Annotated in this window: 28 protein-coding genes and 1 pseudogene; 11 read left to right on the plus strand and 18 right to left on the minus strand. The window is 68.7% G+C overall.

Going from position 1 to position 26,994, the window contains the following annotated elements:
• Positions 1–50 precede the first annotated feature (50 nt).
• The 7 genes from pth to ABS361_02125 form a co-directional block, all read right to left on the minus strand.
• On the minus strand, positions 51–770 hold the full coding sequence (gene pth / locus ABS361_02095) for an aminoacyl-tRNA hydrolase (protein XBY45110.1): 720 nt from the start codon (positions 768–770) through the stop codon (positions 51–53).
• Positions 771–984: 214 nt separating this feature from the next.
• On the minus strand, positions 985–1,575 hold the full coding sequence (locus ABS361_02100; GenBank protein XBY45111.1) for a 50S ribosomal protein L25/general stress protein Ctc: 591 nt from the start codon (positions 1,573–1,575) through the stop codon (positions 985–987).
• Positions 1,576–1,817: 242 nt separating this feature from the next.
• Complete coding sequence (locus ABS361_02105) at positions 1,818–2,429, minus strand: Uma2 family endonuclease (protein XBY45112.1); 612 nt, start codon at positions 2,427–2,429, stop codon at positions 1,818–1,820.
• Positions 2,430–2,492: 63 nt separating this feature from the next.
• Complete coding sequence (gene proC, locus ABS361_02110; GenBank protein ID XBY45113.1) at positions 2,493–3,320, minus strand: pyrroline-5-carboxylate reductase; 828 nt, start codon at positions 3,318–3,320, stop codon at positions 2,493–2,495.
• Entirely contained in the window at positions 3,317–3,817 is a 501-nt protein-coding gene (locus tag ABS361_02115) for a YbjN domain-containing protein (protein XBY45114.1), read from the minus strand. Before ABS361_02115 ends, proC begins: the two co-directional genes overlap by 4 nt.
• 462 nt (positions 3,818–4,279) lie before the next feature.
• Complete coding sequence (locus tag ABS361_02120; GenBank protein XBY45115.1) at positions 4,280–4,558, minus strand: accessory factor UbiK family protein; 279 nt, start codon at positions 4,556–4,558, stop codon at positions 4,280–4,282.
• Positions 4,559–4,776: 218 nt separating this feature from the next.
• The gene (locus ABS361_02125; GenBank protein XBY45116.1) at positions 4,777–6,474 is read right to left on the minus strand and encodes a methyl-accepting chemotaxis protein; all 1,698 of its coding nucleotides are present in this window, start codon (positions 6,472–6,474) and stop codon (positions 4,777–4,779) included.
• 397 nt (positions 6,475–6,871) lie between these two features.
• Here ABS361_02125 and lgt point away from each other — a divergent pair, with 397 nt between their 5' ends.
• From lgt to ABS361_02165, 8 genes and pseudogenes are all read left to right on the plus strand, one after another.
• Entirely contained in the window at positions 6,872–7,696 is an 825-nt protein-coding gene (lgt, locus tag ABS361_02130) for a prolipoprotein diacylglyceryl transferase (protein ID XBY45117.1), read from the plus strand.
• Between the two features lie 67 nt (positions 7,697–7,763).
• Positions 7,764–8,817: pseudogene (locus ABS361_02135) on the plus strand (class I SAM-dependent methyltransferase).
• 169 nt (positions 8,818–8,986) lie between these two features.
• Positions 8,987–9,754, plus strand: coding sequence for a peptidoglycan editing factor PgeF (gene pgeF, locus ABS361_02140; GenBank protein ID XBY45118.1), 768 nt, complete (start codon positions 8,987–8,989; stop codon positions 9,752–9,754).
• A gap of 133 nt (positions 9,755–9,887) precedes the next feature.
• Positions 9,888–11,042, plus strand: coding sequence for a Xaa-Pro peptidase family protein (locus tag ABS361_02145; protein XBY45119.1), 1,155 nt, complete (start codon positions 9,888–9,890; stop codon positions 11,040–11,042).
• A 203-nt stretch (positions 11,043–11,245) separates the two neighbouring features.
• The gene (locus ABS361_02150; GenBank protein XBY45120.1) at positions 11,246–11,797 is read left to right on the plus strand and encodes a hypothetical protein; all 552 of its coding nucleotides are present in this window, start codon (positions 11,246–11,248) and stop codon (positions 11,795–11,797) included.
• Between the two features lie 197 nt (positions 11,798–11,994).
• The gene (locus tag ABS361_02155; GenBank protein ID XBY45121.1) at positions 11,995–12,927 is read left to right on the plus strand and encodes a ribose-phosphate pyrophosphokinase; all 933 of its coding nucleotides are present in this window, start codon (positions 11,995–11,997) and stop codon (positions 12,925–12,927) included.
• A 120-nt stretch (positions 12,928–13,047) separates the two neighbouring features.
• Positions 13,048–13,878: a TetR/AcrR family transcriptional regulator gene (locus tag ABS361_02160; GenBank protein ID XBY45122.1), complete on the plus strand. Its 831-nt coding sequence runs from the start codon at positions 13,048–13,050 to the stop codon at positions 13,876–13,878.
• Positions 13,817–14,464 carry a dihydrofolate reductase family protein gene (locus ABS361_02165; protein ID XBY45123.1) on the plus strand — a complete coding sequence of 216 codons (648 nt, stop codon included), beginning with the start codon at positions 13,817–13,819 and terminating at the stop codon, positions 14,462–14,464. The genes ABS361_02160 and ABS361_02165 overlap by 62 nt, the downstream gene beginning before the upstream one ends.
• Positions 14,465–14,486: 22 nt before the next feature.
• Here ABS361_02165 and ABS361_02170 read toward each other — a convergent pair whose 3' ends face one another.
• From ABS361_02170 to ABS361_02180, 3 genes are all read right to left on the minus strand, one after another.
• The gene (locus ABS361_02170; GenBank protein ID XBY46781.1) at positions 14,487–15,779 is read right to left on the minus strand and encodes an ATP-binding protein; all 1,293 of its coding nucleotides are present in this window, start codon (positions 15,777–15,779) and stop codon (positions 14,487–14,489) included.
• A 154-nt stretch (positions 15,780–15,933) separates the two neighbouring features.
• Positions 15,934–16,671, minus strand: a complete 738-nt coding sequence (locus ABS361_02175; GenBank protein XBY45124.1) for a response regulator transcription factor — start codon at positions 16,669–16,671, stop codon at positions 15,934–15,936.
• Between the two features lie 8 nt (positions 16,672–16,679).
• Positions 16,680–17,120, minus strand: coding sequence for a MarR family transcriptional regulator (locus tag ABS361_02180; GenBank protein XBY46782.1), 441 nt, complete (start codon positions 17,118–17,120; stop codon positions 16,680–16,682).
• A gap of 525 nt (positions 17,121–17,645) precedes the next feature.
• On the opposite strand from ABS361_02180, the gene ABS361_02185 reads away from it, so the two are divergent.
• Positions 17,646–18,536 carry a branched-chain amino acid aminotransferase gene (locus ABS361_02185; protein ID XBY46783.1) on the plus strand — a complete coding sequence of 297 codons (891 nt, stop codon included), beginning with the start codon at positions 17,646–17,648 and terminating at the stop codon, positions 18,534–18,536.
• 128 nt (positions 18,537–18,664) lie between these two features.
• Complete coding sequence (locus ABS361_02190; protein XBY45125.1) at positions 18,665–19,024, plus strand: hypothetical protein; 360 nt, start codon at positions 18,665–18,667, stop codon at positions 19,022–19,024.
• On the opposite strand, the gene ABS361_02195 is transcribed toward ABS361_02190, so the two are convergent.
• The 8 genes from ABS361_02195 to ABS361_02230 all read right to left on the minus strand — a co-directional run bounded on the left by ABS361_02195 (position 19,011) and on the right by ABS361_02230 (position 25,719).
• Complete coding sequence (locus tag ABS361_02195) at positions 19,011–19,484, minus strand: molybdenum cofactor biosynthesis protein MoaE (GenBank protein ID XBY45126.1); 474 nt, start codon at positions 19,482–19,484, stop codon at positions 19,011–19,013. The two genes, ABS361_02190 and ABS361_02195, sit on opposite strands and share 14 nt — an antisense overlap.
• Before the next feature lies 1 nt (position 19,485).
• Complete coding sequence (gene moaD / locus ABS361_02200; protein XBY45127.1) at positions 19,486–19,737, minus strand: molybdopterin converting factor subunit 1; 252 nt, start codon at positions 19,735–19,737, stop codon at positions 19,486–19,488.
• Positions 19,738–19,848: 111 nt separating this feature from the next.
• The gene (gene pgsA, locus ABS361_02205; protein XBY45128.1) at positions 19,849–20,436 is read right to left on the minus strand and encodes a CDP-diacylglycerol--glycerol-3-phosphate 3-phosphatidyltransferase; all 588 of its coding nucleotides are present in this window, start codon (positions 20,434–20,436) and stop codon (positions 19,849–19,851) included.
• Positions 20,437–20,567: 131 nt separating this feature from the next.
• Positions 20,568–20,951, minus strand: a complete 384-nt coding sequence (locus ABS361_02210; protein XBY45129.1) for a VOC family protein — start codon at positions 20,949–20,951, stop codon at positions 20,568–20,570.
• Positions 20,952–21,023: 72 nt separating this feature from the next.
• The gene (locus ABS361_02215; GenBank protein XBY45130.1) at positions 21,024–21,722 is read right to left on the minus strand and encodes a YafY family protein; all 699 of its coding nucleotides are present in this window, start codon (positions 21,720–21,722) and stop codon (positions 21,024–21,026) included.
• Positions 21,723–21,825: 103 nt separating this feature from the next.
• Positions 21,826–22,410: an NYN domain-containing protein gene (locus ABS361_02220; protein XBY45131.1), complete on the minus strand. Its 585-nt coding sequence runs from the start codon at positions 22,408–22,410 to the stop codon at positions 21,826–21,828.
• A gap of 139 nt (positions 22,411–22,549) precedes the next feature.
• Complete coding sequence (gene uvrC, locus ABS361_02225; GenBank protein ID XBY45132.1) at positions 22,550–24,640, minus strand: excinuclease ABC subunit UvrC; 2,091 nt, start codon at positions 24,638–24,640, stop codon at positions 22,550–22,552.
• Between the two features lie 308 nt (positions 24,641–24,948).
• Positions 24,949–25,719 carry an SDR family oxidoreductase gene (locus ABS361_02230; protein ID XBY45133.1) on the minus strand — a complete coding sequence of 257 codons (771 nt, stop codon included), beginning with the start codon at positions 25,717–25,719 and terminating at the stop codon, positions 24,949–24,951.
• A 488-nt stretch (positions 25,720–26,207) separates the two neighbouring features.
• Between ABS361_02230 and ABS361_02235 the strand changes: the two genes are divergently transcribed.
• Positions 26,208–26,912: an outer membrane protein gene (locus ABS361_02235; GenBank protein XBY45134.1), complete on the plus strand. Its 705-nt coding sequence runs from the start codon at positions 26,208–26,210 to the stop codon at positions 26,910–26,912.
• Positions 26,913–26,994 lie beyond the last annotated feature (82 nt).

Genomic DNA, 26,994 nt, shown 5'->3' on the forward strand with positions numbered 1-26,994 from the left:
TTAGAGACGCAACGGACGTGTGTCGAGATCGGCAGGCGCCGGCGTAAGAATCACCCGCCGGGCCGCCGGCCCGGGCCCTTCTTCAGGGCGAGCAGCTTTTGCAGTGTCTCGGCCATGGCGTTCTTGGCCGTCGCCGTCGGGCCGGACGGCTTCGGGGCGACCGGAGCGGCCGGGGTCGGCTTCTCGATGCGCGCGGGCTTGTCGCCGCGGGCGAGCAGGGCGACGTCGTTCTGGTAGCCGGCATCGTCGCCGGCGACGAGCTTCGGCGCGGCGGCGGCGAGCGCATCGATCAGCGCATCGAGCCAGTCCTGATCGGCCTTGGCGAAATTGCCGAGGACCCAGCCGGTCACCAGTTCCTTGGCGCCGGGGTGGCCGATGCCGAGGCGCACGCGGCGGAACTCGGGCCCCATGTGGGCCTGGATCGAGCGCAGGCCATTGTGGCCGGCGTGGCCGCCGCCGGTCTTCATGCGCATCTTCGACGGCGGCAGGTCGAGCTCGTCGTGGAAGACGACGATGTCGGCGAGCGGGATCTTGTAGAACTGCGCTGCGGCGGCGACCGAACGGCCGCTCTCGTTCATGTAGGTCAGGGGCTTCAGCGCCACGACCTTCTCGCCGCCGATCGTGCCTTCGCAAAGCTCGCCGGAGAACTTGCTCCGCCAGGGCGAGAATGCGAACTTCCGCGCGATCGCGTCGATCGCCATGAAGCCGATGTTGTGGCGGTTGCGGGCGTATTCATCGCCCGGATTGCCGAGACCGACGAGGAGCAGCATCGCGGATCACTCGGATGGGGTCGGACGGGTAAGGTCGGACCGCGTGGGGAGGCGGGACGCCTCGACCCGGACGTGGGCGGTCGAGGCCGACGTCATGGCGCGGAGCCGAGGATCGCGGCACCGGAGCGGAGCACGGGCCGGGGCCTGGTCCTGCGCCCACGGCTTTCAGTAAGAAGCGCGGCGGCGCGAGGGGACGCGCCGCCGCACAATCCGATCACGCGGCGTCTTCGCTGAAGCCGGCCGGCGGAGCGATGGTGACGATCGTGAAGTCGCGATCGCCGATCACCGGCTTGGCGCCTTCCGGCAGCTTCACGGCCGAGATGTGCACCGAATCGTTGATGTCGAGCGTCGACACGTCGACGTCGATCGCTTCCGGGATCGCGTCGGCGCGGACCGACAGCTCGATGTCGTGGCGCACGTAGTTCAGCGCACCGCCACGCTTGATGCCCGGCGACTTGTCCTGGCCGTGCACGTGCACCGGCACGAAGACGGTCACGGTCGCGCCAGCGGCGACGCGCAGGAAGTCGACGTGGACCAGCGTGTCCTTGACCGGATCGAGCGAGTAGTCCTTCGGGATGACGAGGATCTTCTCGCCGTCGATGTTGATCGTCGCGACGGTGGTCTTGAAGCCGCCGGCGCGCAGACGCTTGTCGGCTTCCTTGAAGTCGATCGCGATCGGCAGCGGGGCCTTCTTGTCGCCGTAGATGACGGCGGGAATCTTCTTCTCACGACGAAGCGCGCGCGCGGACCCCTTTCCCACGCGTTCACGCGACGACGCCTGCAGTTCGTAAGACTGACGGCTCATGGTCACGTTCCTTCAAAAACACGAAGAGCCGACCGGGGGATTGCGCCCGCCGTGGCTCTCGGGTCTTCAGTCCCAATGTCGCGACGCGCGGCACCGGGGTCCCGCACCGCCTCCAGGGGGGTCGATCACGGGGACGGGGGTCCATACACGATGGGGGGGCGGAACGCAACGCGCGGGCGTAAATCGATGCCGGGGAAAATGCCGGCCGCCCGGGGCGCGGACGGTGCCGGGCGCGCGCCCGTTCAGGTCCCGGGAATGTCGGCGAGGCGCAGTGTCAGGCCGCGGATCCGGTCCGGGGTCAGCGCCGTCTCGGCCGGATAGGCGCGGCGCTCGGCGTAGCCGGTCGGGGTCGGGGTCTTGTGCACATGGGTGACCCGCTCGGCGGCGTCGATCACCCAATATTCGGTGACGCCGAGTTCGGCGTAGAGCCCGGCTTTGACCCCGAGATCATAGCCGAGGCTGGTGTCGGAAATCTCGATCACCAGGGAGACGTCGCCAGCCTTCAGCTCGGCATAGGGCGTCCCGGCGGAATAGAAGATGAAATCGGGCTCCAGATAAATGAATTCCGCAAGACGCCAGCCCGGCTCGGGAGCAAAGGAGATCTCTTTTGGCCGATTGTCGCCCAGATAAAGATTGAGATTGATCCTCAGGATCTCGTGTCGCGCGCCCTTGGCTGCCATGGGGATGAGCTCTCCACGCACGAGCTCGATGCGCTCGTCCGGCTCCAGCACGCCGACCTCGACCATGCGGTCGAGGTCGGCCACCCGGAACAGGCGGCGCGCGAGGCCATCGGACTTGAGGGCGATCGGCTGGTTCATGGGGCGAAGCCTACCACGGGCGCGGGCAACCCCCAAAGCCGCGGCTGCGGAACGACAACCGCGATCGAGGGCAGGCGCAGCGATAGGCCAGGACCGAGTTCAGCCGGCCGAGAGCTCGCGGGAGCGGTTGGCCGCCGCCGCGACGGCTGCATCCATCAGCGGCTGCAGCGCATCGTCTGCCATCAGCACGGCGAGCGCGGCCGCCGTGGTGCCGTTCGGCGAGGTGACGTTCTTGCGCAGCGTCGCGGGATCGAGCGGCGACTGGAACATCAACTCGCCGGCACCTTCAACCGTGGCGCGGGCGAGGCGGGCGGCGAGGTCGGCCGGCAGGCCGGCCTTGCGGCCGGCTTCGGCCAGCGCCTCGGCGAGCAGGAACACATAGGCCGGGCCGGAGCCCGAGACCGCGGTCACCGCATCGATCAGGTCTTCGGTCGCGACCCATTCGACCTTGCCGATCGCCGACAGGAGCGCGGTGACGAGTACGCGCTGCGGCGTCGTCACCGCCGCGTTGGCGGCGCAGGCGGTGATGCCGCGGCCGACCTGCGCCGGCGTGTTCGGCATGGCGCGCACGACCGCGCGGGCACCGAGACCGGCCTCGATCGAGGCGATGGTCTTGCCGGCGGCGACCGAGACCGCGATCGTCTCCGGACCGATCAGGCCGCGCAGCGTCGGCAGCACGGCGTCCATCACCTGCGGCTTGACGGCGATGAGGATTACGGCGGCGGTGACGTCGGCCGGCGGCGTCGTCTCGAGGCGCAGGCCCTTTTCGGCCGCCAGCGCGGCCATTTCCGGCGCCGGGTTCGGATCGAGGATCACGACACCGTTCGCGGGCAGGCCGCGCTCGATCCAGCCGGCGAGCATGGCGCCGCCCATCTTGCCGGCGCCGACCAAAACCAGCGGCACCGCCGCGCGCAGATCTCCGCTCATGCTTCTCCCGCCGTCTCGAACAGCGCGCCATCCAGCGCCTCGCGGGCGCTCTTACCCGCCCAGACCACGAACTGGAAGGCCTGATAATACCGTTCGCAGGCCTCGATCGCGCTGGTCAGCATGGTCTCGACCTGCCGCGTGGTCGGCTCGACGCCGCCGGCGAGCAGCAGCGCGTGGCGATACATCACCACGCCCTCGGAGCGCCACAGATCGAAATGGCCGAGCCACATCTGCTCGTTGACCGCCGCGAGCAGCCGCGTGACCTCGGTCTTGCGCGCCTCGGTGACCTTGAGGTCGAAGGCGCAGGCGAGGTGCAGCGCCTCGACTTCCTCCATCCACGAGAACGAGACGTGATAGTCGCACCAGCGGCCATTGACCGAGATGGTGATCTCGTCGTCGCCGGAGCGTTCGAAGCTCCAGTCCTCGAGCGCAGCGATGTGCTCGATCACGTCCACCGGGTTCGATTGCCGCTCGAAGTCGAATTCGATCAGGCTCATGAGCCTTGTCCTCGCAAGCGAGAGGGACGGTCAGAGGCGGGAACGCGACGCTACCGAACGCGACAGAAGAAAGCCCCGGCACCGTCGGACGCGCGAAACCCGGTCGCGCGACACCTCCGGCGGGGAAAACTCGCCCACGTGTTCCACGGTCGCCGGCCGGATCGCCGGGAGACCGCGAATCTCTGTTGTTATTCAGTATAGGGACCGATGACTCCCGTGCGACAGCGCCCGAAGGACACGGTGAGCCGAAAAATGTGGACCACTGAGGTGCCGGCTGTGGACGAGGTGTGAATAACGACGTCTCGAAAACTGTCCCCGCCGGGGTGTGCCGCGCGAGAGACGGAACGGCTTCGCGTACCGGACCGGCACCGCCCAAGCAAAACACCCGGCCGAGAGGCCGGGTGTTTTGCTTGGGCATGGAGAGCGCCGAAGCGGGGCGCTTCCGTCCGGTGCGGCAGCCGGTCAGGGCGCGTCGGTGCTGCGCGCTTCGTCGCCGGAAAGCCTGGTCTCGAGCGCGGCGATGCGCTCCTTCAGGGCCTCGTTCTCCTCGCGTGCCTTGATCGCCATTTCGCGGACGACGTCGAATTCCTCGCGCTTGACGAGGTCCATGTCGGCGAGAAACCGCTCGGCCTGGGCGCGGAAGGCGGTCTCGACTTCGCGCCGGACGCCCTGGGCGACGCCGGCGGCGTCGGTCATCAGCTTGGCGAACTCGTCGAAGATGCGGTTCGAGGTCTGCGTCATCGGGAACTCCTTCGAGCTGGCGCTGGTCCGCGAACCTCACGGACGCCGCAGAGGGGGCGAACGATTTCGGTGTGGCGGCGACGTCCATTGCGGCTGTTATGGGGACCGGCGCGGCGCTCCGCAAGACGGGGGAGGACCGCATCCCGGTACAAAACAACGCCGGCCCCTGTATCAGAGGCCGGCGGGGTCGTCGCTGGTGTGGGCGCGCGCAGCCGGCGTCAGGCGGCCGCGTTCAGATCCCTGACGAAGGTCTCGACGGTCTGGCGCAGGGAAGCCGCCTGGCCGGACAGGTCGCCCGACAGGCCCATCAGCTGGGTCGCGGCGGCACCGGTCATTTCGGCCGCCTGACCGACGCCGCCGATGTTGGCGGTGACCTGGGTCGCGCCGGTCGCCGCCTGCTGGCAGTTGCGGGCGATTTCGCCGGTCGCGGCACCCTGTTCCTCGACCGCGCTGGCGATCATCGAGGCGATGCCCTTGATGTCGGCGATCACGCGGACGATCTCGGTCATCGACCTCACGGTGCCGTCGGTCGCCTGCTGGATCTCGCCGACCTTGGTGCCGATCTCCTCGGTGGCGCGGCTCGTCTGCGAGGCGAGCTGCTTCACTTCGGCCGCGACCACGGCGAAGCCCTTGCCGGCCTCGCCGGCACGGGCCGCCTCGATCGTGGCATTGAGCGCGAGCAGGTTGGTCTGGTCGGCGATGCCCTTGATCAGGTTGATCACGTCGCCGATCGCCGCGGCCGACGAAGCGAGCGCCGCGATCCGGCCATTGGAGGCTTCGGCCTCGGCGAAGGCCTTGTCGGCGACGTTGGCGGAGTGTGACACCTGTCCGTTGATCTCGCGGACGGAGGCGGCCATCTCCTCGGCCGACGCGGCCACGGTCTGCACGTTGGACGCGGCCTGTTCGGCGGCGGCGGAAACCGACTGCGCCTGCCTCGAGGTCTCCTCGGCGGTGGCGGAGAGGTTTCGAGCGGCCGAGGCAACGTCACCGGACGACTTGGCGAAGGCGTTCGACAGGCCCTGCATCTGCTCCACGAAAGCCTGCGCGAGGCGCTCGCGCTTTTCGAGGACCGTGCGTTCGCGCTCGTCGCGCGCCGCCTGTTCGCGGCGGTGCTGTTCGGCCTGGCCGAGCTGTGCGCGCAGCACGTCGACCGCCTTGGCCATCGCGCCGACCTCGTCGCCGCGACCGGTCCCGTCGACGGGCTGATCGAGATCGCCGCGGCCGAGACCGTCGAGGCGGGCCATCAGGCCCCGGATCGGGGTGACGACGCCGGTGCGCGTGAGGTAGACGGCGGTGCCGGCGATGAGCAGGATCGCGAGCGTCACGCTGCCCACCGCCTTCAGGAACGTCGCATTGGCGATATCGGTGACCTTCCGGGCCTGATCGTCGCGGATCGCGTCGAGCTTCTTTCGAATGTCGGCGACCATCGCGTAGATGCGATCGATCGCCGGCCGGCATTCCTGCGTCATCAGCGCGGCCGCCTTCTGGACCGACGAAGCATCGGTGCCCTGGCCGGCCCGGATCGTTTCGGCACAGGGACCGTTGAGCGCGCTTTCATAGACCTGACCGATCTGCCGGATCTCGGCGGCGAGCGAGGGCGTCGCGCGGGTGGCTTCGTCCAGCCGCTCCTTCATCGTCGCCCTGGCTTCCTTGATGTCGGCCATCGCCTTGGCGTCCTGTTCGGGGGCGTCCGCCAGGACCAGCGCGTAGATGGCCATACCGGTTCGGACCGCCGTGACATTGGCTCTGGCGATCAAGGTCGCTGCGGCGGCCGGGCCGTCGATGACCTCCTGATTGAGATCGTCGATCACATTGAGCTGTCGCCCGGTCATGACCACACCCGCCAGGCTCGCCGCTCCGAGCATGAGCAAGAGCGACAGGATCTTCCAGATCAGGGACCAGTTCTGGTAGCGCATGGCGGGTCTCGTTAAGTTGGGGCTTTGTAGAATTTCAATTGCCGGAGTCCTGAAAGAATAGTGATATCTATTTGGTTAATCAGATATAAAAATCGCGTTTCATCGACGTAAAATATCAGTAAATGCGACCGTTTGATTGTATTGGATTGCCTCTTCGAAGCGAAAATTGCTTTTTTATATCTCTTTTCTTACAGATAACCCATCGCCGTGGTGTTATTGGGCGATGATCGTCCCGCTCGCTTGGGGCCAGCTTCCGCACGCATGATTGCCGGCTCATCGGTCCGCTGGATCCGTGCGGTGGCCGATCCGTGCCACCTCGGGTGATCCGCCTTGACGCCGTCGCAGGGCGAGAACACTGTCCGACCGCGCTTCAACGGTAGAAGGCCGGCCGGATCCGATGCCCCTCTATGCAATCCCGTTTCCCGACATCAATCCGGTGCTGATCTCCGTCGGCCCGCTGGCGATCCGCTGGTATGCGCTCGCCTATATCGCCGGCATCCTGATCGGCTGGTGGTATCTGCGCCGGGTCGTGGTGGCGGATCGGCTGTGGGGCAGCCTGCCGCGGCCGACGCCGCTCGAGCTCGACGACTTCGTCGTCTGGGCGACGCTCGGCATCATTCTCGGCGGCCGGCTCGGCTATGTGATCTTCTACAATCCGGCGCATTACCTCGCCGACCCCTACGACATCCCGCAGCTGTGGAACGGCGGCATGTCGTTCCATGGCGGGCTGGTCGGCTCGATCGTCGCCATGTGGTGGTTCACGCGCGGGCGCGCCTTCTCATTGATGACGCTGTTCGACCTGTTCTCGGCCGCCGCGCCGATCGGGCTCCTGTTCGGGCGGCTCGCCAACTTCATCAAGCCGGAACTGTGGGGCCGGCCGACGGACGTGGCCTGGGCCATGGTGTTTCCCGGCGCCGGGCCGCTGCCGCGTCATCCGAGCCAGCTCTACGAGGCGGGGCTCGAGGGGATCGTGCTGTTCGCCGTCCTCGCGGTCATGATCTGGAACCGCGACGCGCTGAAGCGCCCCGGGACCATCGCCGGCACGTTCGGGATCGGCTACGGGCTCGCGCGCATCTTCGTCGAGTTCTTCCGCGAGCCGGACGCGCAGCTCGGCTACCTGCTCGGCTTCGTGACGATGGGGCAGATCCTGTCGCTGCCGCTGGTGATCGCCGGCGCGGGTCTCCTGATCTGGTCGGCGCGCCGCCGGACCGCCATTGCCTGAGGGGGATCCGGTGGGGCCGACGCCGCTCGAACATCGCGTCAAGGCCCTGATCCGGCTCGACGGGCCGATGCCGCTCGCCGACTACATGGCGCTGTGCCTCGGCGATCCCGAGCACGGCTATTACATGGCGCGCGAGCCGTTCGGCCGCGACGGCGACTTCATCACCGCGCCGGACGTCAGCCAGATGTTCGGCGAGATGATTGGCGCCTGGGTCGCCGAGGTCTGGACCCGGATGGGGCGGCCGGCGCCGTTCCAACTGGTCGAGCTCGGGCCCGGGCGCGGCACGCTGATGAGCGATCTCCTGCGCACCGCGCGGCTGGCGCCGGGCCTCACCGAGGCCGCGCGGCTGACGCTGGTCGAGACGAGCCCGCGGCTGCGGGCGCGGCAGGCGCAGGCGCTCGCCGGCGGGCCGGTCGTGCCGACCTGGGTCGGCGGCATCGCCGAGATCCCGGCCGGGCCGATGATCGCGGTCTCGAACGAGTTCTTCGATGCGCTGCCGATCCGGCAATACCAGAAGCACGACGGCGTGTTCCGCGAGCGGGTGATCGGCCTCGATGCCGAAGGCCGGCTCGCCTTCGGGCACGGGCCGGCGAGCCTCGCGGAGACCGACCTGCCGGTGCAGGCGCGCAAGGCGCCGGATGGCGCGATCCTCGAACTGGCGCCGATCGCCTTCTCGGTCATGCTGGGGCTCGCCGCGCGGATCGCCCGCGACGGCGGCGCGGTGCTGGCGATCGACTACGGCTATGTCGGCCCGGCGCTCGGCGACACGTTCCAGGCCGTGCGCTCGCACGAGCCGATCGCGCCGCTCGCCCGCCCCGGCGAGGTCGATCTCACGGCGCATGTCGATTTCGCCGCGCTCAGCCGCGGCGGCGGCCGGTGGCGCCCGCGTGTTCGGGCCGGTCGAGCAGGGCGACTTCCTGTTGTCGCTCGGGCTTGCCGAACGCGCCGGCGCGCTCGGCCGCGGCAAGGACCCGGCCGTGCAGCAGGGCATCGTCGAGGATGTCACGCGGCTGGTCGCGCCGGCGGAAATGGGCACGCTGTTCAAGGTGATCGCCGCGACCGGTCGGGACGTCGTGCCGCCGGGCTTCGGCATCGACGAGAGCTTGCGCGATCACGCCTGAGTGGCATGGCCGATGCCCTGCAGCGGGCAGCGCGATGTGGCATCAGCAGGGCCGACGGCGTGTCGTGGCCGCTGAGCACCCCGGCGTTGCCGGGGTTTGACAGGCCGGGCGGCGGTCGACACGATCGCGCCCGCTCAGACGACCGTTCACCGACCATCCGGAGGCCGCCTTGATCCGTTCCGAGACCCTCGACCGCTTCGGCGGCATCCGTCACGGCTTCTTCACCCGCGAGGGCGGCGTCTCGACCGGGCTCTACGACAGCCTCAACATCGGCTTCGGCTCCAACGACGATCGCGCGGCGGTGACGGAGAATCGCGGCCGGGTCGCGGAGGCGCTCGGTGTCGCGCGCGGCCGGCTCGCCATGCCGTTCCAGATTCATTCGGCCGATGTGGCGATCGTCGACGAGCCCTGGGCGGCCGGCGAGGGGCCGCGCGCCGATGCGGTGGTCACGAATCGGCCGGGTGTCGCGGTCGCGGTGTCGACCGCCGATTGCGGACCGATCCTGTTCGCCGATCCGGCCGCACGCGTGATCGGTGCGGCGCATTCGGGCTGGAAGGGCGCGTTCGGCGGCGTCATCGAGGCGACGCTTACGACCATGGAGACGCTCGGCGCCGAACGCAGTCGCATCGTCGCCGTGCTCGGGCCGACGATCTCGAAGGCGGCCTACGAGGTCGGGCCGGAGTTCGTCGCAAGGTTCGAGGCCGCCGATCCGGCCAATGCGCGGTTCTTCTCGGCCTCGACGCGCGACGGTCACGCCATGTTCGACTTGCCGGGCTATGTCGTGTCGCGGCTTCAGGCGGCCGGGGTCGGCTCGGCCGAATGGCTCGGCCTCTGCACCTATGGCGAGGAGGCGCAGTTCTTCTCGTATCGGCGCATGACCCACCGAGGCGAGCCCGACTACGGCCGGCTCGCCTCGGGCATCGCGCTCGCCGACTGACCGGCCCGCTCGCGCAACGACACGGCCCGCGAAGGCGTTTGCGGACCGGTGCGGGATCGCTCGAACATCTAGGGTCACGTCCGTGGCCGGTCACGACAGGATTTCGCCGGGCGAAATCACCGGGGAGGGTGCGATGGCGCTGCATTTTTCGGCCGAGGAGTTCGCCGCCCGCGAGGCGCGCGTGCTCGCCGCGATGAAGACGCAGAAGCTCGATGCGATGCTGCTGTTCGCGCAGGAGTCGATGTACTGGCTGACCGGCTACGACAGCTTCGGCTACTGCTTCTTCCAGTGTCTGGTGCTCACGGCCGACGGCACCAAGGTGCTGATGACCCGCGCGCCCGACCTGCGTCAGGCGCGGCACACGTCGAACCTGCAGGACATCCGGGTCTGGGTCGACAAGGGCGAGGCGAGCCCGGTGCTGCAGCTGAAGGAGATCCTGTTCGAGCTCGATCTGCTCGGCACGCGGCTCGGCGTCGAATACGACACGCACGGGCTCACCGCTCGCAACGGCCGGCTGATCGACGAGCATCTGGCGAGCTTCGCCGATCTCGTCGACGCCTCGGAGGTGATCCCGCCGCTCCGGGCGGTCAAGTCGCCGGAGGAAATCGTCCATATCCGAGAGGCGGCGCGGCTCGCCGACCGCGCGCTCGAGGCCGGGATCGCCGAGATCCGGCCGGGCGCCGACGAAGGCCGCATCCTCGCTGCCATGCAGGGCGCGGTGTTCGAGGGCGGCGGCGACTATCCGGCCAACCCCTTCATCATCGGTTCCGGCGCCGACGCGCTGCTCTGCCGCACCAAGACCGGCCGGCGGGTGCTCGACACGCAGGACCAGATCACGCTCGAATTCGCCGGTGCCTACCGGCACTACCACGTCGCCGGCATGCGCACGGTCGTGGTCGGCGAGACCCGGCCGCGGCATCTGGAGCTGCACGACGCGGCGAGCGAGGCGCTCGCGGCCGTCGAGGCCGAGATGGTGCCGGGCAAGAGTTTCGGCGACGTTTTCGACGCTCATGCGCGCGTGCTCGACGGCCGGGGCCTGCTCGCCCACCGGCTCAATGCCTGCGGCTACTCGCTCGGCGCCCGCTATGCGCCGTCGTGGATGGACTGGCCGATGTTCTATCGCGGCAATCCCGCGCCGATCGTGCCGAACATGGTGCTGTTCGCGCACATGATCCTGATGGATTCCGAGACGCAGACCGCCATGTGCCTCGGCCGCACCTATCTGACCACCGAGGGCCTGCCGGAGGCCCTGAGCCTGGCGCCGATCGATCTCGTCGCGCGTGGCTGAGGGCCGCGCGGCGCTTCGGCGACGGCTTGCGATCGGCGGCGTGCGATCGTCCGGGCGCCGTGTTGCGCGCGGGCCGCATCCTGTGGCGGGACGGCATCGCGCGGTGGACCGGCGGCGGCTTTCCCGCTAGGACTCATGGCCGTCGTGTCGCATGAGGACGCCGTTCGGCGGGCCGGCGCATGCCACCAGTTCGGGAATACGAGATGGGCCTTCGTTCCGGGCGCCTCGCCGCCGTCGTCAGCACCGCGCGCATCGCCGCGATCGCCTGTCTCGCGCTGTTGCCGGCGGCCTGCGGCCGCAGCGACACGATGGTGGGTGTCGAGCAGGCCATGTCGGCGACCGGCGGGCCGGCCCGCCTGCCGCCGCTCAAGGTCGCGCCGCCGGTCGGCAAGCCGACCGTCCTGTTCCTGCCGTTCTCCGGTCTGCCGGTGAACACCGCCGACGACATCTATCGGCGCATCCGCGCGCGCGCCGACAAGGAAGGCCTCGCGCTGGTGCTCAGGCTCGAGGAGCCGGCGACCTACCGCGTGCGCGGCTATTTCGTCGCACTCGGCGGCGATGCGAGCTCGGTCGTGACCTTCACCTACGAGATCTTCGACGCCTCCGGCCGGCGCGTGCACACGTTCACCGGCCAGGAACTGTCGCCGCAGGCCGACGGCGATCCTTGGTCGGGCGTCGAAGGCCCGACCAACGAGCACCTCGCCGAACGCGCCGTGCAGGCGATCAAGGCCTGGGTGACGCGCGCCGAGCCCTGACCCCGGGGACGCGAGGACATGCCGCGACGGACCGGCGTCGTTCGCCATGTTCGCCGCTCGTGGGTGCCGGTCCGGATTCCGCGGTTTACGCGCCGGGTTCACGTTGCTAAAAGCGCGGCACTCCCTGAGGCCGGCGCTGTCCCGACGTGCTCTTCGTCCGGTCCTCCCGTGTTCCCAGATGCGATGAGGCTGCGCCCATGAAACTCGTCAGCGGCAACTCGAACCGCGTGCTCGCCGACGCGATCGCCGGATACCTCGACCAGCCGCTCGCGAATTGCCTCGTGCGCCGGTTCGCCGACCAGGAGATCTTCGTCGAGCTGCAGGAGAACGTCCGTGGTGCGGACGTGTTCGTCATCCAGTCGACGAGCTACCCGGCCAACGACCATCTGATGGAACTCCTGATCATGATCGACGCTCTGCGCCGGTCCTCGGCCAAGCGCATCACCGCGGTGCTGCCCTATTTCGGCTATGCCCGCCAGGACCGCCGCGCCGCCGGCCGCACGCCGATCTCGGCCAAGCTCGTCGCCAATCTGATCACCCATGCCGGCGCCGATCGCGTGCTGACGCTCGACCTGCATGCCGGCCAGATCCAGGGCTTCTTTGACATCCCGACCGACAACCTGTTCGGCGCCCCGGTCATGATGCGCGACATTAAGGAGCGCTACCGGCTCGAGAACACCATGGTCGTGTCGCCGGACGTCGGCGGCGTGGTGCGCGCCCGCGCGCTCGCCAAGCGCATCGACGCGCCGCTCGCCATCGTCGACAAGCGTCGCGAACGGCCGGGCGAATCGGAAGTCATGAACATCATCGGCAACGTCGACGGCCGCGACTGCATCCTGGTCGACGACATCATCGATTCGGGCGGCACGCTGTGCAACGCCGCCGAGGCGCTGCTCGCCAAGGGCGCGGCTTCGGTCACGGCCTATTGCACCCACGGCGTGCTGTCGGGCGGCGCGGTCACGCGCATCTCGTCGTCGCGGCTGAAGGAACTGGTCATCACCGACTCGATCCAGCCGACCGAAGCGGTCAAGGCGGCGCCGAACATCCGCACGATCTCGATCGCGCCGCTGATGGGCGAGGCGATCGCCCGCACCGCGCTCGAACAGTCGGTGTCTAGCCTGTTCGACTGATCGGGCCGGCTCCGCAGCCGGCCGATCGCCATTCGGGTGGGTCCGAAACGGCCCGTCCGATATGGCGGGAGCGGCCGGTCGGTCCTATCTTCGGATGGGAACCCGAACGGAGCACCGCCCATGGCCACCGAGAAGCAGAAGACGCGCATCGTCGAGGCGCTGCTGGCGCTCGCCGCCGAGAAGGACTTTTCCGCCATCGGGCTCGCCGAGATCGCCGAGCGGGCGGAACTCGACCTCGCCGAGCTGCGCAAGGCCTATGACGGCCGGATCGCGATCCTGGCCGAATTCGTCCGCCGCATCGATGCCACCGTGCTCGCGGGCGACGATCCGGCGATGAAGACCGAGCCGGTGCGCGATCGGCTGTTCGACGCGATCATGCGCCGCTTCGACGCGCTGACGCCGTACCGCGCCGGCGTGAAGGGCCTGATCCGCGCCGCGCGCCGCGATCCGGTGCTCGCGGCCGAGATGAACAAACTCGCGCTCGTGTCGCAATCCTGGACGCTGGCCGCCGCGGGGCTGGAGACCGGCGGGCTCAAGGGCCTCGCCCGCGCGCAGGCGCTGGCGCTCGCCTATGTCCGCGTGCTCGAGGTCTTCCTCGAGGAGGAGGACCCGCAACTGCCGAAGACCATGGCCGCGCTCGACAAGGCCTTGAAGCGGCTCGAGGGGCTGGCCGAGCGGGCGCGCAAGGTCGAGGGGCTGCTGGCGCCGTTGAAGCGGGTCGCGTGCGGCCTGGCGTCCTGGCGTGGCCGGTCGCGTCGTGACGCCGAGCCGCCCCGTCCCCCGCGCCGGGCGGCGAGGCGACCGCGACCGGGGCGGTCTAGGGAACTTCCGCGCTCCCCGGGCATTTGGCGCTACGCGCGACCGCGCGTCGTCGCGCTTGGGGGGAGACATGATCAAGGTTCGCGTTGCGGCATTCTCGATTTCGCTCGACGGCTACGGGGCCGGACCTGATCAGAGCCTCGAAAATCCGCTCGGCGTGCGCGGCATGGAACTGCATGGCTGGGCTTTTCCGACGCGGACCTTCCAGACGATGTTCGGGAAGGACGACGGCGAGACCGGCGTCGACGAGAGCTTTGCGGCACGCAGCTTCGAGAATGTCGGCGCGTGGATTCTCGGGCGCAACATGTTCGGTCCGGTGCGCGGGCCTTGGCCCGATGAGAGCTGGCGCGGCTGGTGGGGCGACGAGCCGCCTTATCACGTGCCGGTCTTCGTGCTGACGCACCATGCCCGGCCGCCGCTCGACATGCAGGGCGGCACGACGTTCCATTTCGTCACGGACGGGCTCGAGGCCGCACTCGATCGCGCCAAGGCCGCGGCCGGAGGGCGGGACGTGCGGATCGGTGGTGGCGTCGCCACGATCCGTGGCTATCTCCAGTCGAAACTGATCGACGAGATGCATCTGGCGCTCAGCCCGGTGCTGCTCGGGACCGGCGAGGCGCTGTTCGCGGGGCTCGACCTGCCGCGGCTCGGCTATGCCTGTCGCGAGCGCGTCGAGGGCGAACGCGCGACGCATCTGCTGATCGCTCGGGACGGCTGATGACCGGCGGTCCCGCCTCCGTTCAGCCCGGAATCCGAACCACCGCCCGCAACCCGCCTCTCGGGCTCTTGTCGAGCGTGATGTCGCCGCCATGGCCGCGCGCAATGTCGCGGGCGATGGCGAGGCCGAGGCCGGTGCCGCCCTCGTCCTGATTGCGGGCGCCGTCGAGCCGGTAGAACGGCCGGAACACGTTCTCGCGCTCGCTCTCCGGCACGCCGGGACCGTCGTCGTCGACCTGGATGGTCAGCCAGCCGTGCGTGTGCCGACCGGCGATCTCGACATGGTCGGCATAACGGCAGGCGTTGCCGACCAGATTGCCGATCAGGCGCTTGAACGCGTTCGGGCGCACGGTGACGACCGGGGCGCCCTCGAAACTCTGCGCCACCTCGAAGCCGGCGCGCTCGGCCTCGATCTGGATCGCGCGCAAGGTCTCGGCGATGTCGGTCGCGACGCTGTCCTCGTCGCCGTCGCCGCGGGCGAAGGCGAGATAGGCCTCGAGCATAGCCTGCATCTCGCCGACGTCGGCCTCGAGCGCCTCGATCTCGGCGGAGGGCGGGAACAGTGCCAGTTGCAGCCGGAACCGGGTCAGGATCGTGCGCAGGTCGTGGCTGACGCCGGCGAGCATGGTCGTGCGCTGGTCGATCTGACGTTCGATGCGCCGGCGCATCTCGATGAAGGCTTCGGAGGCCTTGCGCACCTCGCGGGCGCCGCGCGGCGCGAAGGCCGCGACCGGGCGGCCCTTGCCGAAACTCTCCGCGGCGCGCGCCAGCATCTGGATCGGGCGGATCTGGTTGCGCAGGAACAGGATCGCGATGCCGATCAGCACGAAGGCGGTCGAGACCATCCAGACGATGAAGATATGCGAGTTCGACGCATAGGCCTGGCCGCGCTTGGCGAAGACGCGCAGGATCTTGTCGGGGAGCAGGACGCGGATCTCGATCAGGTCCGACTTGCCGACCGTGTCGATCCAGAACGGCCGGCCGATGTAGCGGACGATCTCTTCCGACAGCGCCGAATCGAGCAGCGAGAAGAACGGCTTGGGGATCGGCGGCGGCAGGCCTTCCTGCGGCAGGATCGAGATCGAGACGTTGAAGTCGCGCCGGGCGATCTCGGTGATCTTGTCGTAGTTCGGGTCCTGCGGGTAGGTGTCGATGATGGCGATGATCGCCGCCATGTCGCGCGCCAGCGCCTCCGACAGGCGGCGCGTGACGAGCTGCCAGTGCCGCTCCATGAACACGTAGGCGACCACCGACTGCAGGATGAGCATCGGCAGGATCACGATCAGCAGCGAGCGGCCGTAGAGGCCCTTCGGCATGCGATCGGCGAGCCAGCGCGCGAACAGCCGATAGGCCGAGACCGGCCGCGTCAGCGTCTTTACCGCGCGCACGGCCGGGGCGGCCGCGGAGCGGTCGCCGTGCGGTGGCGGCTCGGTCTTCGGTGCGGGGTGCTCGGCAACGCTCATGACAGGCTCAGTCGATCTTCAGCCTGTAGCCGATGCCGCGCACCGTCACCAGATAGATCGGGTTGGCCGGGTCGATCTCGATCTTGCGGCGCAGCCGGTTGATCTGGACGTCGGCGGTGCGGTCGCCGAGCGTGCTCTCGCCGGCGACGATTTCGTGGCGCGGGATCGTCTCGTCCGGCCGCTCGGCGAACATCTTCAGGAGCTGCCGCTCGCGATCGGTCAGCCGGATCATCTCCTCGCCGCGCCACAGTTCCTCGCGCTCGACCTGGAACACGAAGGGACCGAAGCGGATCTCCTGGCCCTTCGGCTTAAGCGCCGGGCCGCCGCGCTTCAGGATATTGTTGATGCGCAGCAGCAGTTCGCGCGGGTCGAACGGCTTCGACAGATAGTCGTCGGCGCCGATCTCGAGGCCGCGGATGCGGTTCTCGGTCTCGGTCAGCGCGGTCAGCATCAGGATCGGCACCTGCGAGCCGGCGCGGATCGACCGGGTCAGGTCCATGCCGCTCTCGCCCGGCATCATCACGTCGACGACCAGGAGATCGAAGTCGAACGAGCTGAGCTTCTTGCGCGCCTCGGCGGCGCTCTCGGCGACCGTCACGCGGAAGCCGCGGTCGGCGAGGAAGCGCGAGATCAGCGTGCGGATGCGGCTGTCGTCGTCGACGACGAGCAGATGCGGCGCCTCGTCGGCCGGCGGGGCGGGCGTGGGCACGATCGACGACGGTGCGGCGGGCGATCGGTCGGTCATCTACGCCCTCACGGTTTGGAGGCGGAGGAGGCGATGCGGCCCCGCTCGTGTTCGTTGATCATCAGGCGCAGGAACTCGCGCGCCGCCGCGGCTGCGTCCGGGCCGAGCGCGTCGAGCGCGGCGCGGATGCGCGTCGACTGCGGGGCGGCGAGTTCGCTCGCAAGCGCGCGGCCCTTGTCGGTGGCGTAGAGCAGCCGCTGACGGCGATCGGTCGGGCCGGGCTGCTGCACGACATAGCCGGCATCGAGCAGCTCGCGCAGCACGCGGCCGAGGCTCTGCTTGGTGATGCGCAGGATGTCGAGCAGCTCGGCGACGGTCATGCCGGGATTGCGGTTGACGAAATGCAGCACCCGATGATGCGCGCGGCCGAAGCCGAAACTGTCGAGGATCGCGTCCGGATCGCCGACGAAGTCGCGGTAGGCGAAGAACAGGAGCTCGATCATCTCCATCGGCGTCGTCTCGCCCGGCGCCGGCTCGGCGCGGCGGGGTGAGCGGGGAAAGGGCACGCGCGCCGGGGCGAGTACCGCGACGTCGTCCGGCTCCGGGCCGTCACCGGGCGCATGGCCCCTCTGTTTGGAATTTATGTCAGCCATGTTGACTTAAAACATTCCATTCGTTACCCGTGAAGCCGCCCGGACGAAAGGATCTGTCCCACGTCGCCGGCCTCGGGAACGGAACGATTCCGTGCCCTGTCAGGGGCGGGCGCGTCGATCCTGCCGGGCGAGACGGCTGGCGCGGCCCGAACTCCGGGTGCAAGATATCGGCTGCGGCGCGCCAACGCAAAGAACGTGTCGCTGCGATGATGATCCCGCCCGGCGGCGGCGTCCGGACCTCTGGTCCGGGCCGGCGCCGAGGAGCGGGGCTCTCGCGGCGGATCGTCCGGGCCCGAACCACGGGGGCGCGGCCCGGGAGGAAAACGATCGGCCGATCCGGCGGACGGAGGTCCGCGGAGCCGGCCGACAAATCGGAGAAGCATCATGGCTCTGCCATTCGATCAGCGCGAGGGCGTCATCTGGTTCGACGGCGAGTTCGTCGACTGGAAGGACGCCAAGGTCCATGTGCTGACGCACGGCCTGCATTACGGAAGCTGCGTGTTCGAGGGGCAGCGCGCCTATGGCGGCGTCGTGTTCAAGCAGCGCGAGCACCACGAGCGTCTCAGGACCTCGGCCGAGATCCTCGGCTTCGAGCTGCCCTATAGCGCGGCCGAACTCGATGCGGCCTGCGAGGAACTGCTCCGGCGCATGAACTTCGTCGATGCCTATGTCCGGCCGGTCGCCTGGCGCGGTTCGGAGATGATGGGCGTCTCGGCGCAGAACAACACCATCCATGTCGCGATCGCCGCCTGGGAGTGGCCGAGCTACTTCTCGCCGGAAGAGCGCGCCAAGGGCATCCGGCTCGACATCGCCGAATATCGCCGGCCGGATCCTCGCACCGCGCCGTCGAAATCGAAGGCCGCCGGCCTCTACATGATCTGCACGATCTCCAAGCACGCGGCCGAGCGGAAGGGCTATGCCGACGCGCTGATGTGGGACTACGAGGGCTATGTCGCCGAAGCGACCGGTGCCAACGTGTTCTTCGTCGAGGGCGGCAAGATCCACACGCCGCTCGCCGACCGGTTCCTGGACGGCATCACCCGCCGCACGGTGATCGATCTCGCCAAGCGTCGCGGCCTCGAGGTGATCGAGCGCCGCATCAAGCCGGAAGAGCTCGCCGGCTTCTCCGAGTGCTTCCTCACCGGCACGGCGGCGGAAGTGACGCCGGTCTCCGAGATCGGCCCCTATACGTTCAAGCCGGCGGAGATCACGCTCGGCCTGATGACCGACTATTTCGCCGAAGTGCAGCCGAAGCGCGCCGCGGCGGAGTGATCGGCAGGGGACATGAGTGCGAAGGGGCGGCGGTGAGCCGCCCCTTTTTTGTTTGGGTGGCTGCGATTGCTCCCGCGTCCCCCTTGCGGCAGTATCGCGCCGTCCGTTCGGGACCCTTGGAGGTTTTCATGTCGTTTGTTCGCAGGAGCGCTGTCGCGCTCGCCTTCGCCGCTTGCCTCATGCCCGCCGTTGCGCTCGCCGACCCGGTCGGGAAATACGACGTCGAGGGCAAGGGGCCGGATGGCGAGGAGTATTCCGGCACCGTTTCCGTCGAGCGCACCGGCGAGACGTTTCGCGTCGTGTGGCTGATCGGCGGTGAGAAGTCGGTCGGCACCGCAGTCGGCAACGACAATTTCTTCGCCGTCTCCTACAAGCAGAAGAGCGACACCGGCATCGCGGTCTACGAGAAGGACGCCGACGGCTGGATCGGCGTCTGGACCTATGCGGGCGGCAGGAAGATGGGCACCGAGCGGTTCACCCGGAAGTGACGCCCCAGCGCGCGGCGGCCGCGTCGTCGGCCTCGCGCGCGTCGACCCAGCCGCCCTCCGTGCCGTCTCGGCGGTGTTCCTTCTTCCAGAACGGCGCGCGCGTCTTCAGGAAGTCCATCAGGAATTCGGCCGCCTCGAAGGCGGCGCGGCGGTGCGGCGAGGTCGCGATCACCAGCACGATCGGCGCGCCCGGCGCGATCTTGCCATAGCGATGGATCGCGGCGAGGCCGAGCACCGGCCAGCGCCGCGATGCCTCCTCGGCGACGCGCGCGATCTCGGCTTCGGCCATGCCCGGATAATGTTCGAGTTCGAGCGCGGCGAGCGTGCCGTCCTCGGAGCGGCACAGGCCTTCGAAGGTCACGACCGCGCCGACGTCGGTACGGCCGGCGGTCAGCTTGGCCGTCTCGGCGGCGGTGTCGAAGGGCTCGGCCTGGACGCGGACGGTGATCGGGATCGCCATCTCAGCCCCCGGTCATCGGCGGGAACAGCGCCACTTCGCGCGCATCGCCGAGCGGCGTGTCGGCCGTGACATGCATCTGGTCGATCGCGACGCGGATCACCTCCGGGCGCTCGAAGGCGTAGTCGTATTCCTCGCCGCGCGTCTTCAGCCAACGGACCAGCTCGCCCGCCGTGGTCACCTCGGCGGGAAGAGCGATCTCCTCCTCCGGCTTGCCGACGCGCTCGCGCACCCAAGCGAAATAGCGGATCTTCATCGGGACCTCTTCGGCGCCCGCGCGTGGCGGGGCCTCTCTTGGACACGCTGCTGTTAGACGCGCCGGGTCCGGGCGCGTTTCATGCGCCGAGGCCGTGCGGCAGCGCCGGTCTCACGGCCGGCGTTCAGGCTCGGCGATCAGATGCCCGATACCGGCACGGAAATAGTCGTAGCCAGTATAAAGGGTCAGGATGGCGGAAATCCAGAGCAGGACGAGGCCGATCTCGACCGTGTAGGGCAGCACGCGTTCGCCGGCCGGACCGACGACCAGGAAGCCGACCGCGACCAGTTGCGCGGTGGTCTTCCACTTCGCGAGCCAGGTCACGGGCACGCTGACGCGCAGTTCGGCCAGGAATTCGCGCAGGCCCGAGACCAGGATCTCGCGGCAGAGGATGATCACCGCCGCGACGATCGACCAGCCGTGAATGATGTGATCGTCGACGAGGACGAGCAGGCAGGCTGCGACCAGGAGCTTGTCGGCGATCGGGTCGAGCATGCGGCCGAGCGCCGACTGCTGTTGCCAGGCGCGGGCCAGATAGCCGTCGAAGAAGTCGGTGATCGCCGCGGCCGCGAACAGGCCGAAGGCGATCCACCGCGACGTCTCGGTCGGCGTGCCCGGCAGCGTGAAACACGCCACGACCGCGGGAACGGCCAGAATCCGTCCATAGGTCAGGATGTTGGGAAGACTGAAGGCCGACATGTTCAGCGGGTGTCCCTCTCGCCCGCCAGAGAGCACACCGGTCAGCCCCGCGTCAACTGCGCCGGCCGCAAGGCGGAAGCCTCGCGACCGGCGGGCTGTCTCGGACGGTCGGGTCGTTACGGCCGCCTTCGTCAACGCGGGTCGGGGGCGAGCACGAAGGCGCGCAGCCGGTGGCCATCGGGATCGAGCGCCGTGAAGGCGCGGCCGAAATCATGCGTCGTCGGCGGCTCGATGATCGTGACGCCGGCCGCGGCCCAGTCGGCATGCAGCGCGTCGAGCGCCGCATGGTCGGCGAGGGCGAAGCCGAGTTCGGTCATGCCCGGGCCGGCCCCGGCGGCCGGGCGCGGCGCGACCGTATGCTGCGACCACAGGCCGAGTTTTGTGCCGTTCGGCAGCACGAACGGGACGAAGGTCGGCGAGACATCGACCGGCGCCAGCCCGAGCACGCGCTCATAGAAGGCCGCGCTCGCGACGGGATCATCGACATAGAGGAGCGTGTAGTTGGGGATGTTCATGTGCGTTCCCTGATCTCACGGCCGGCCCCTGGTGCAGGGGCGGCGACGGGAACGGTCTAGACGCTGCTGCTGTCAGATTTTGTCAGCAATCTTCGCGGGCAGCGTCTTGCGCCAGGCCCGCAGCAGGGCGGCGCGCCGCTTCGGGTAGTGCGTTTCGGTGGGCGCGATCTCGCTGATCCGGTCGACGCGGAAATGCCGGAAGTCGCTGCGCATCTCGCACCAGGCGGCGACGATGCGCACGGATTCGAAGAAGGCGAGCGCGAAAGGCCAGATGCGCCGCCGCGTGACGCGCCCGGCCTCGTCGCGGTAGCCGATGTCGAGGCGATGTTCGCGGCGGATCGCGATGCGGACCGGATCGAGGTCGATATCGCCACCGACGATCGCGGCGCCGGGGCCGATCAGGAGACCGCTGTCGTCGAGCATCGTCCTGAGGTCGGGCGGCAGCACGGCGCCGACCTTGGCGAGCACCGTCTCGGCCGCGGCACCGAGCCGGCCATCGGCTCGGGCACGGACCCAGCGCGCGCCGAGCACGAGAGCCTCGATCTCGTCCTCGCTAAACATCAGCGGCGGCAGCATGAAGCCGGGCTTCAGCACATAGCCGAGCCCCGGCTCGCCGGCGATATCGGCGCCCTGCGCCTGCAGCGTGGCGATGTCCCGGTAGAGCGTGCGCAACGACACACCGAGCCGGTCCGCGAGCACAGTCCCGGTGACCGGCGCGCGATAGCCGCGCAGGATCTGGATCAGGTCGAGCAGGCGTTCGGCGCGGGACATGGGCGTGTGGTCGGCTGGCGGACTTCAGACGCCGGAGCCTAGCACAGGTGCTGACGAAATCTGGCAGCAGAACGCTGGTCGAGCGGCATGCCCGACCGAGTGTCTACGCTGCGGGCCAAGCGATGCGGCGCTCGAAATCGGAGTGCCAGAGCAATTCCGGGGCGATCTTGTGGTTTGGGAATGTGACGAGAGCGACTTGCAGGCCATTGATGCGCGCATGCTTCATCGCGGGGATGCAATCGGTGTCGCCGGTGATCAGAATCAAGCGTTCGACGGTTTTCAGTGCGGAGAAGTTTGCCATGTCCAAGCCAATTCGCATGTCCACGCCCTTCTGTTCGAAATCGGGCTTGAAGTCGGCGTCCGTCAGCGGCTTGGCGGCGATCGGGATACGCTTCGGTTTGAAGCCTCGAAACTTCAGTACACCGCGGCGCACAGCGAAGAGGTTTCTTGCTGCGAGATCGCGCAGCCAGTGATCGGACCCTGTGAACTCGTGAGGCTCACCCGACACGGGCAGGGTTGTCGTTCCTACATAAGGCGCGCAGTCGTAATAGAGGATGCGCAACAAATTCTCAGTTGGCTCGATGCAAGCGTGCGCGACCTTCTCGATATAGTCGGGCTCATGCTTGAAGCCGGCCTTGCGTGCGAGAACACGCAGATGTCCGCCATCGATGAGAACGGCAACACGCAATATAAAACCCCCGAGCGTCGCCGCGCGGGGGTTTGATAAATGCCCGCCTACGGGCGTAGCGGATATGCGCGCAATATGAGTTGCGCCGTCGCGTGTGTCAACGTGATGCGCAGCTTCCGATCAGTCAAAGACGCCCGCCTCACCCCTCCACCACACCCTCGTGGAAATAATCGTAGATCGTCTCCGCCATGGTCTCGGAGATGCCGTCGACGGTCATCAGGTCGCCGACGCCGGCGCGGCCGATCGCCTTGACGGTGCCGAAGTGATTAAGGAGCGCGCGCTTGCGCGTCGGGCCGATGCCGGGGATCTCGTCGAGGCTCGATTGGCGGATCGCCTTCGAGCGCTTGGCGCGGTGCGTGCCGATCGCAAAGCGGTGCGCCTCGTCGCGCAGGCGCTGGACGAAATAGAGCACCGGATCGCGCTCGGGCAGCATGAAGGACGGCTTGCCGTCCTGGAAGAACTTCTCGCGCCCCGCGTCGCGATCGGCGCCCTTGGCGATGCCGACCAGCGGGATCTCGGTCGCGAGGCCGAGCTCTTCGAGCACGGCGCGGGCGGCCTCGAGCTGGCCCTTGCCGCCGTCGATGAAGACCAGATCCGGCCAGGGGCCGAAGCCGGTCTCGTCGCGCGGCGCCTCGGCCTTGGAGCCGCATTCCTTGACCAGGCGCGAGAAGCGGCGGGTCAGCACCTCGGTCATCATGCCGTAGTCGTCGCCGGGGGTGAGCTCGGTCGAGCGGATGTTGAACTTGCGGTACTGGCCCTTCACGAAGCCCTCGGGGCCGGCGACGATCATGCCGCCGACCGCGTTGGTGCCCATGATGTGGCTGTTGTCGTAGACCTCGACGCGCTTCGGCGGCTCGGGCAAGCCGAAGACCTCCGCCAACCCGGCGAGCAGCCGGCCCTGGCTCGAACTCTCGGCGAGCTTGCGCCCCAGCGCCTCGCGGGCGTTGAGCGCGGCATGGTCGACCAGATCCTTCTTCTCGCCGCGCTTCGGCACGGCGATCTCGACGCGCATCTCGGCGCGCTCGGAGAGCGCGGTTTCAAGCAGCTCGCGCTCCTCGAGATCGTGGCTGAGCAGGATCAGCTTCGGGATCGGCTTGTCGTCGTAGAACTGCGCGAGGAAGGATTCCAGGATCTCCTGGGGGCCGAGCGTCTTGTCCGCCCTGGGGAAGAAGCCGTGGTTGCCCCAGTTCTGGCCGGTGCGGAAGAAGAACACCTGAATGCAGGTGTGGCCACCTTCCTGCGCGATCGCGAAGACGTCCGCCTCCTCGATGCCCTGGGGGTTGATGCCCTGGTGCGACTGGACATGGCTCAGCGCCGCGATGCGGTCGCGGTAGACCGCCGCGCGTTCGAAATCGAGATCGGCGGAGGCCGCCTGCATCGCTTCGGCGAGCTCGGCCTTCACGGCGGAACTCTTGCCGGACAGGAACGCCTTCGCCTCCTTGACCAGTTCGGTGTAGTCGGGGATCGCGATCACGCCCGTGCAGGGCGCGGCGCAGCGCTTGATCTGGTGCAACAGGCAGGGCCGCGTCCGGGTCTCGTAGACGGAATCGGTGCAGGTGCGGATCAGGAACGCCTTCTGCAGCGAATTGATCGTGCGGCCGACCGCGCCGGCGGAGGCGAAGGGGCCGAAATAGGTGCCCTTGCGCTTGCGCGCGCCGCGGTGCTTCACCAGCGCCGGCGCCTCGTGATCCTCCGAGATCAGGATGTAGGGGAAGCTCTTGTCGTCGCGCAGCAGCACGTTGAAGCGCGGCCGCAGGCGCTTGATCAGGTTCGCCTCGAGCAGCAGCGCCTCGGTCTCGGTCCGGGTCTGGACGAACTCCATCGCCCGCGTCTCGCGGATCATCCGCGCGATGCGATTGTTGGAAAGGCCGTTGCCTCGCGCGTAGTTGGAAACGCGCTTCTTAAGGCTGCGCGCCTTGCCGACGTAGAGCACGTCGCCGTCCTGGTCGAGCATGCGATAGACGCCCGGCGCATTCGGCAGCCGCTTCACATAGGCCGCGATCAGCTCGGCGCCGGCCAGCCCCGGACCGGTCGGATCGAGACCGTCGGCGGCCGTCGAGGCAGCGGCTTCGATCGCGTCGGGCTCGACGGCTTCCGGCTCGTCGCCGTCCGGGAGGACGTCGGCGTCCTCTTCGTCTTCGTCCTCGCCGTCCAGCTCGATATCGGCATCGAGCAGGCCGAGCGCTTCGTCGTCCGCGTGGGCGCGTGCGGAAACGTCCGTCGCGTCCATGGACGGCGGCGTCGTGCTGTGGGTCGGTTCGGAGCGGGCCGGTAGCGGAGAGGCGGGCTCTGCGCGCCGGCCGGTATCGTCTTCGATCATCGCCTTGTAGGGCCAAGTGGCGGGTCGGGTGGCGCGTCACGGGTCGAGTGCCTCGCCGCGGAGCGGGCGCGCGGTCTTGCGACTCGGGCAGGCCGGCGCGCGGCGTCGGTCTTCCTATATGGCGTGTCGGCGGTGAAAAATCACGCGCGGACGCCGCCCACGCACATCATTCGCAGGCGTGTGCGACGGAGCCCATTCACCGACGTCTACGACGCGGCTCACTCACCGACGTCGACGACATCAGGCGTTTCCCACGCCAGATGCTGGCCGCCGTCGAGGCAGACCATCTGGCCGGTGATCGACGGGGTCTCGACGAAATAGCGGATGGTGCGGCCGAATTCCTCCAGCCGCGGGCCGTAGCCGAGCGGCACGGCGGCGGCCTGGCGGGAGAAGTCGTCGCCGATCTGATGCGTGCTCTGCAGGGTCGGCCCTGGGCCGATGGCGTTGACCCGGACGCGCGGCGCCAGTCCCTGCGCGAGTGTGCGCGTCGCCATCCACAGCGCGGACTTTGCCAGCGTATAGGAGAAGAACCGCGGCGTCGGCCGCAGCACGCGCTGGTCGATGATGTTGACGATGTGACCCTCGGTGCCCTCGGGCAGGCGGTTGACGAAAGCGTCGGCGAGCAGGCACGGCGCGGTCAGGTTGACCCGCAGCTGTCGTTCGAACAGGTCCGGATCGAGCTCGCCGATATCGTCGCGCTCGAACATCGAGGCGTTGTTGACCAGCAGGCCGAGCGGCCCGAGCGCGGTTTCGGCCGCGGTGACGATGCCGTAGATCGCCTGGATGTCGGCGAGGTCGCCGGTCACGACGGCGGCGCGGCCGCCCTCGGTGCGGATCTCTCGCGCCAGCGCCTCGGCATCGGCGCGGCTCGACCGGCAATGGATCGCGACGCCCCAGCCGTTGCGGGCGAGATCGCGGACGATCGCAGCGCCGATCCGTCGGGCGCCGCCGGTCACCAGCGCATTCTTCGGGGCGATTACGCGCAGCATGGCGGCCACTCGCTGTTGTTACGTCGGGAGCGTGCATCGGGCAGGCGGCATCGCCGGCGCGACGTCGTTCAAAATACGCCAGCTGAGACGCGGCGGATCGCCGCCTTGCGAAAAAGTGTCTATTGCCCGGTGGTGGTAACGATCGGCCGGAAGCCTTGCGAGGCGAGGCCGATCAGCGGAACCGCATGCTCGTTCAAGGGCGTCCCGCGCAAGCGGAGAAGGGCGGATTTCGGCGCCGATGTGTGCGCAAGCCGGTCGGCGCGAGGGGCAGGGTCCGCCGGCGCCCGGTCGGCGGAACTGTTGTTGCCGCATGGAGATCCTGGGGCGGCGACGCCACGATATCGTCCCGGACCGATCACATTGCCTTCGACCTGTCGCCCCAATGGGGGGCTTCACTCCGGATCGAACGCCGGAGGCTCGAGCTTCGGCGTCACGGCATCCCGCGCCCCCTCGCGTATCGGTGGGGCGATCTGACGAAAGGTCCAGACATGAACCGCTCCATCCTCCGCTCTGCCCTGGGCGCGACCGCGCTCCTGGTGTTCGGCGGTGCTGCCCAGGCCGCCGATCTCTATCGTGCGCCCCCGGCGGTCGCGCCGGCCGCCGTGCCGACGGCGATCCCGGCCTATGCCTTCAACTGGACGGGCTTCTACGTCGGCGCGAACCTCGGCGGCCGCTGGCTGCAGGATCGCGGCAACATCGCCGGCAACCCCTATGGCCTGAACTCGACGAGCTTCGTCGGCGGCCTGCAGGGCGGTTACAACTACCAGATCGGCAACATCGTGCTCGGCCTGGAGGCCGACGTGGACTACGGCCGCAACAGCCGGACCTCGCTGCTGGCGACCGGCGACCAGATCCGCACCCGTCTCGACTGGTCGGGCTCGGTGCGCGGTCGTGCCGGCTACGCCTTCGACCGCTTCCTGGTCTACGGCACCGGCGGTCTCGCCTGGGCGAACTTCGACACGCGCGGCACGGATGCGGCCGGCAATACGTCGTCGTCGAGCCGCACCCGCGCCGGTTGGACGGTCGGTGGCGGCCTCGAATATGCCGTGACCAACAACGTCTCGGTCCGGGGCGAGTATCTCTATGCCGACTACGGCAGCCCGACGATCAGCTACCCCGGCACGGCGGTCGGCTCGCATCGCGAGACCCTGACGTCGCACCTGGCCCGGATCGGCGTGAACTGGAAGTTCTGAGCCGCAGCCCGAACGTCCGAGAGCGGTATCCGATCAGACCGGATCGGGTACCGCTTTCCTGTTTGTCGCATCCGTTTCTTCC

The organism is Ancalomicrobiaceae bacterium S20 (assembly GCA_040269895.1).
Classification (GTDB): Bacteria; Pseudomonadota; Alphaproteobacteria; order Rhizobiales; family Ancalomicrobiaceae; genus Methyloraptor; species Methyloraptor flagellatus.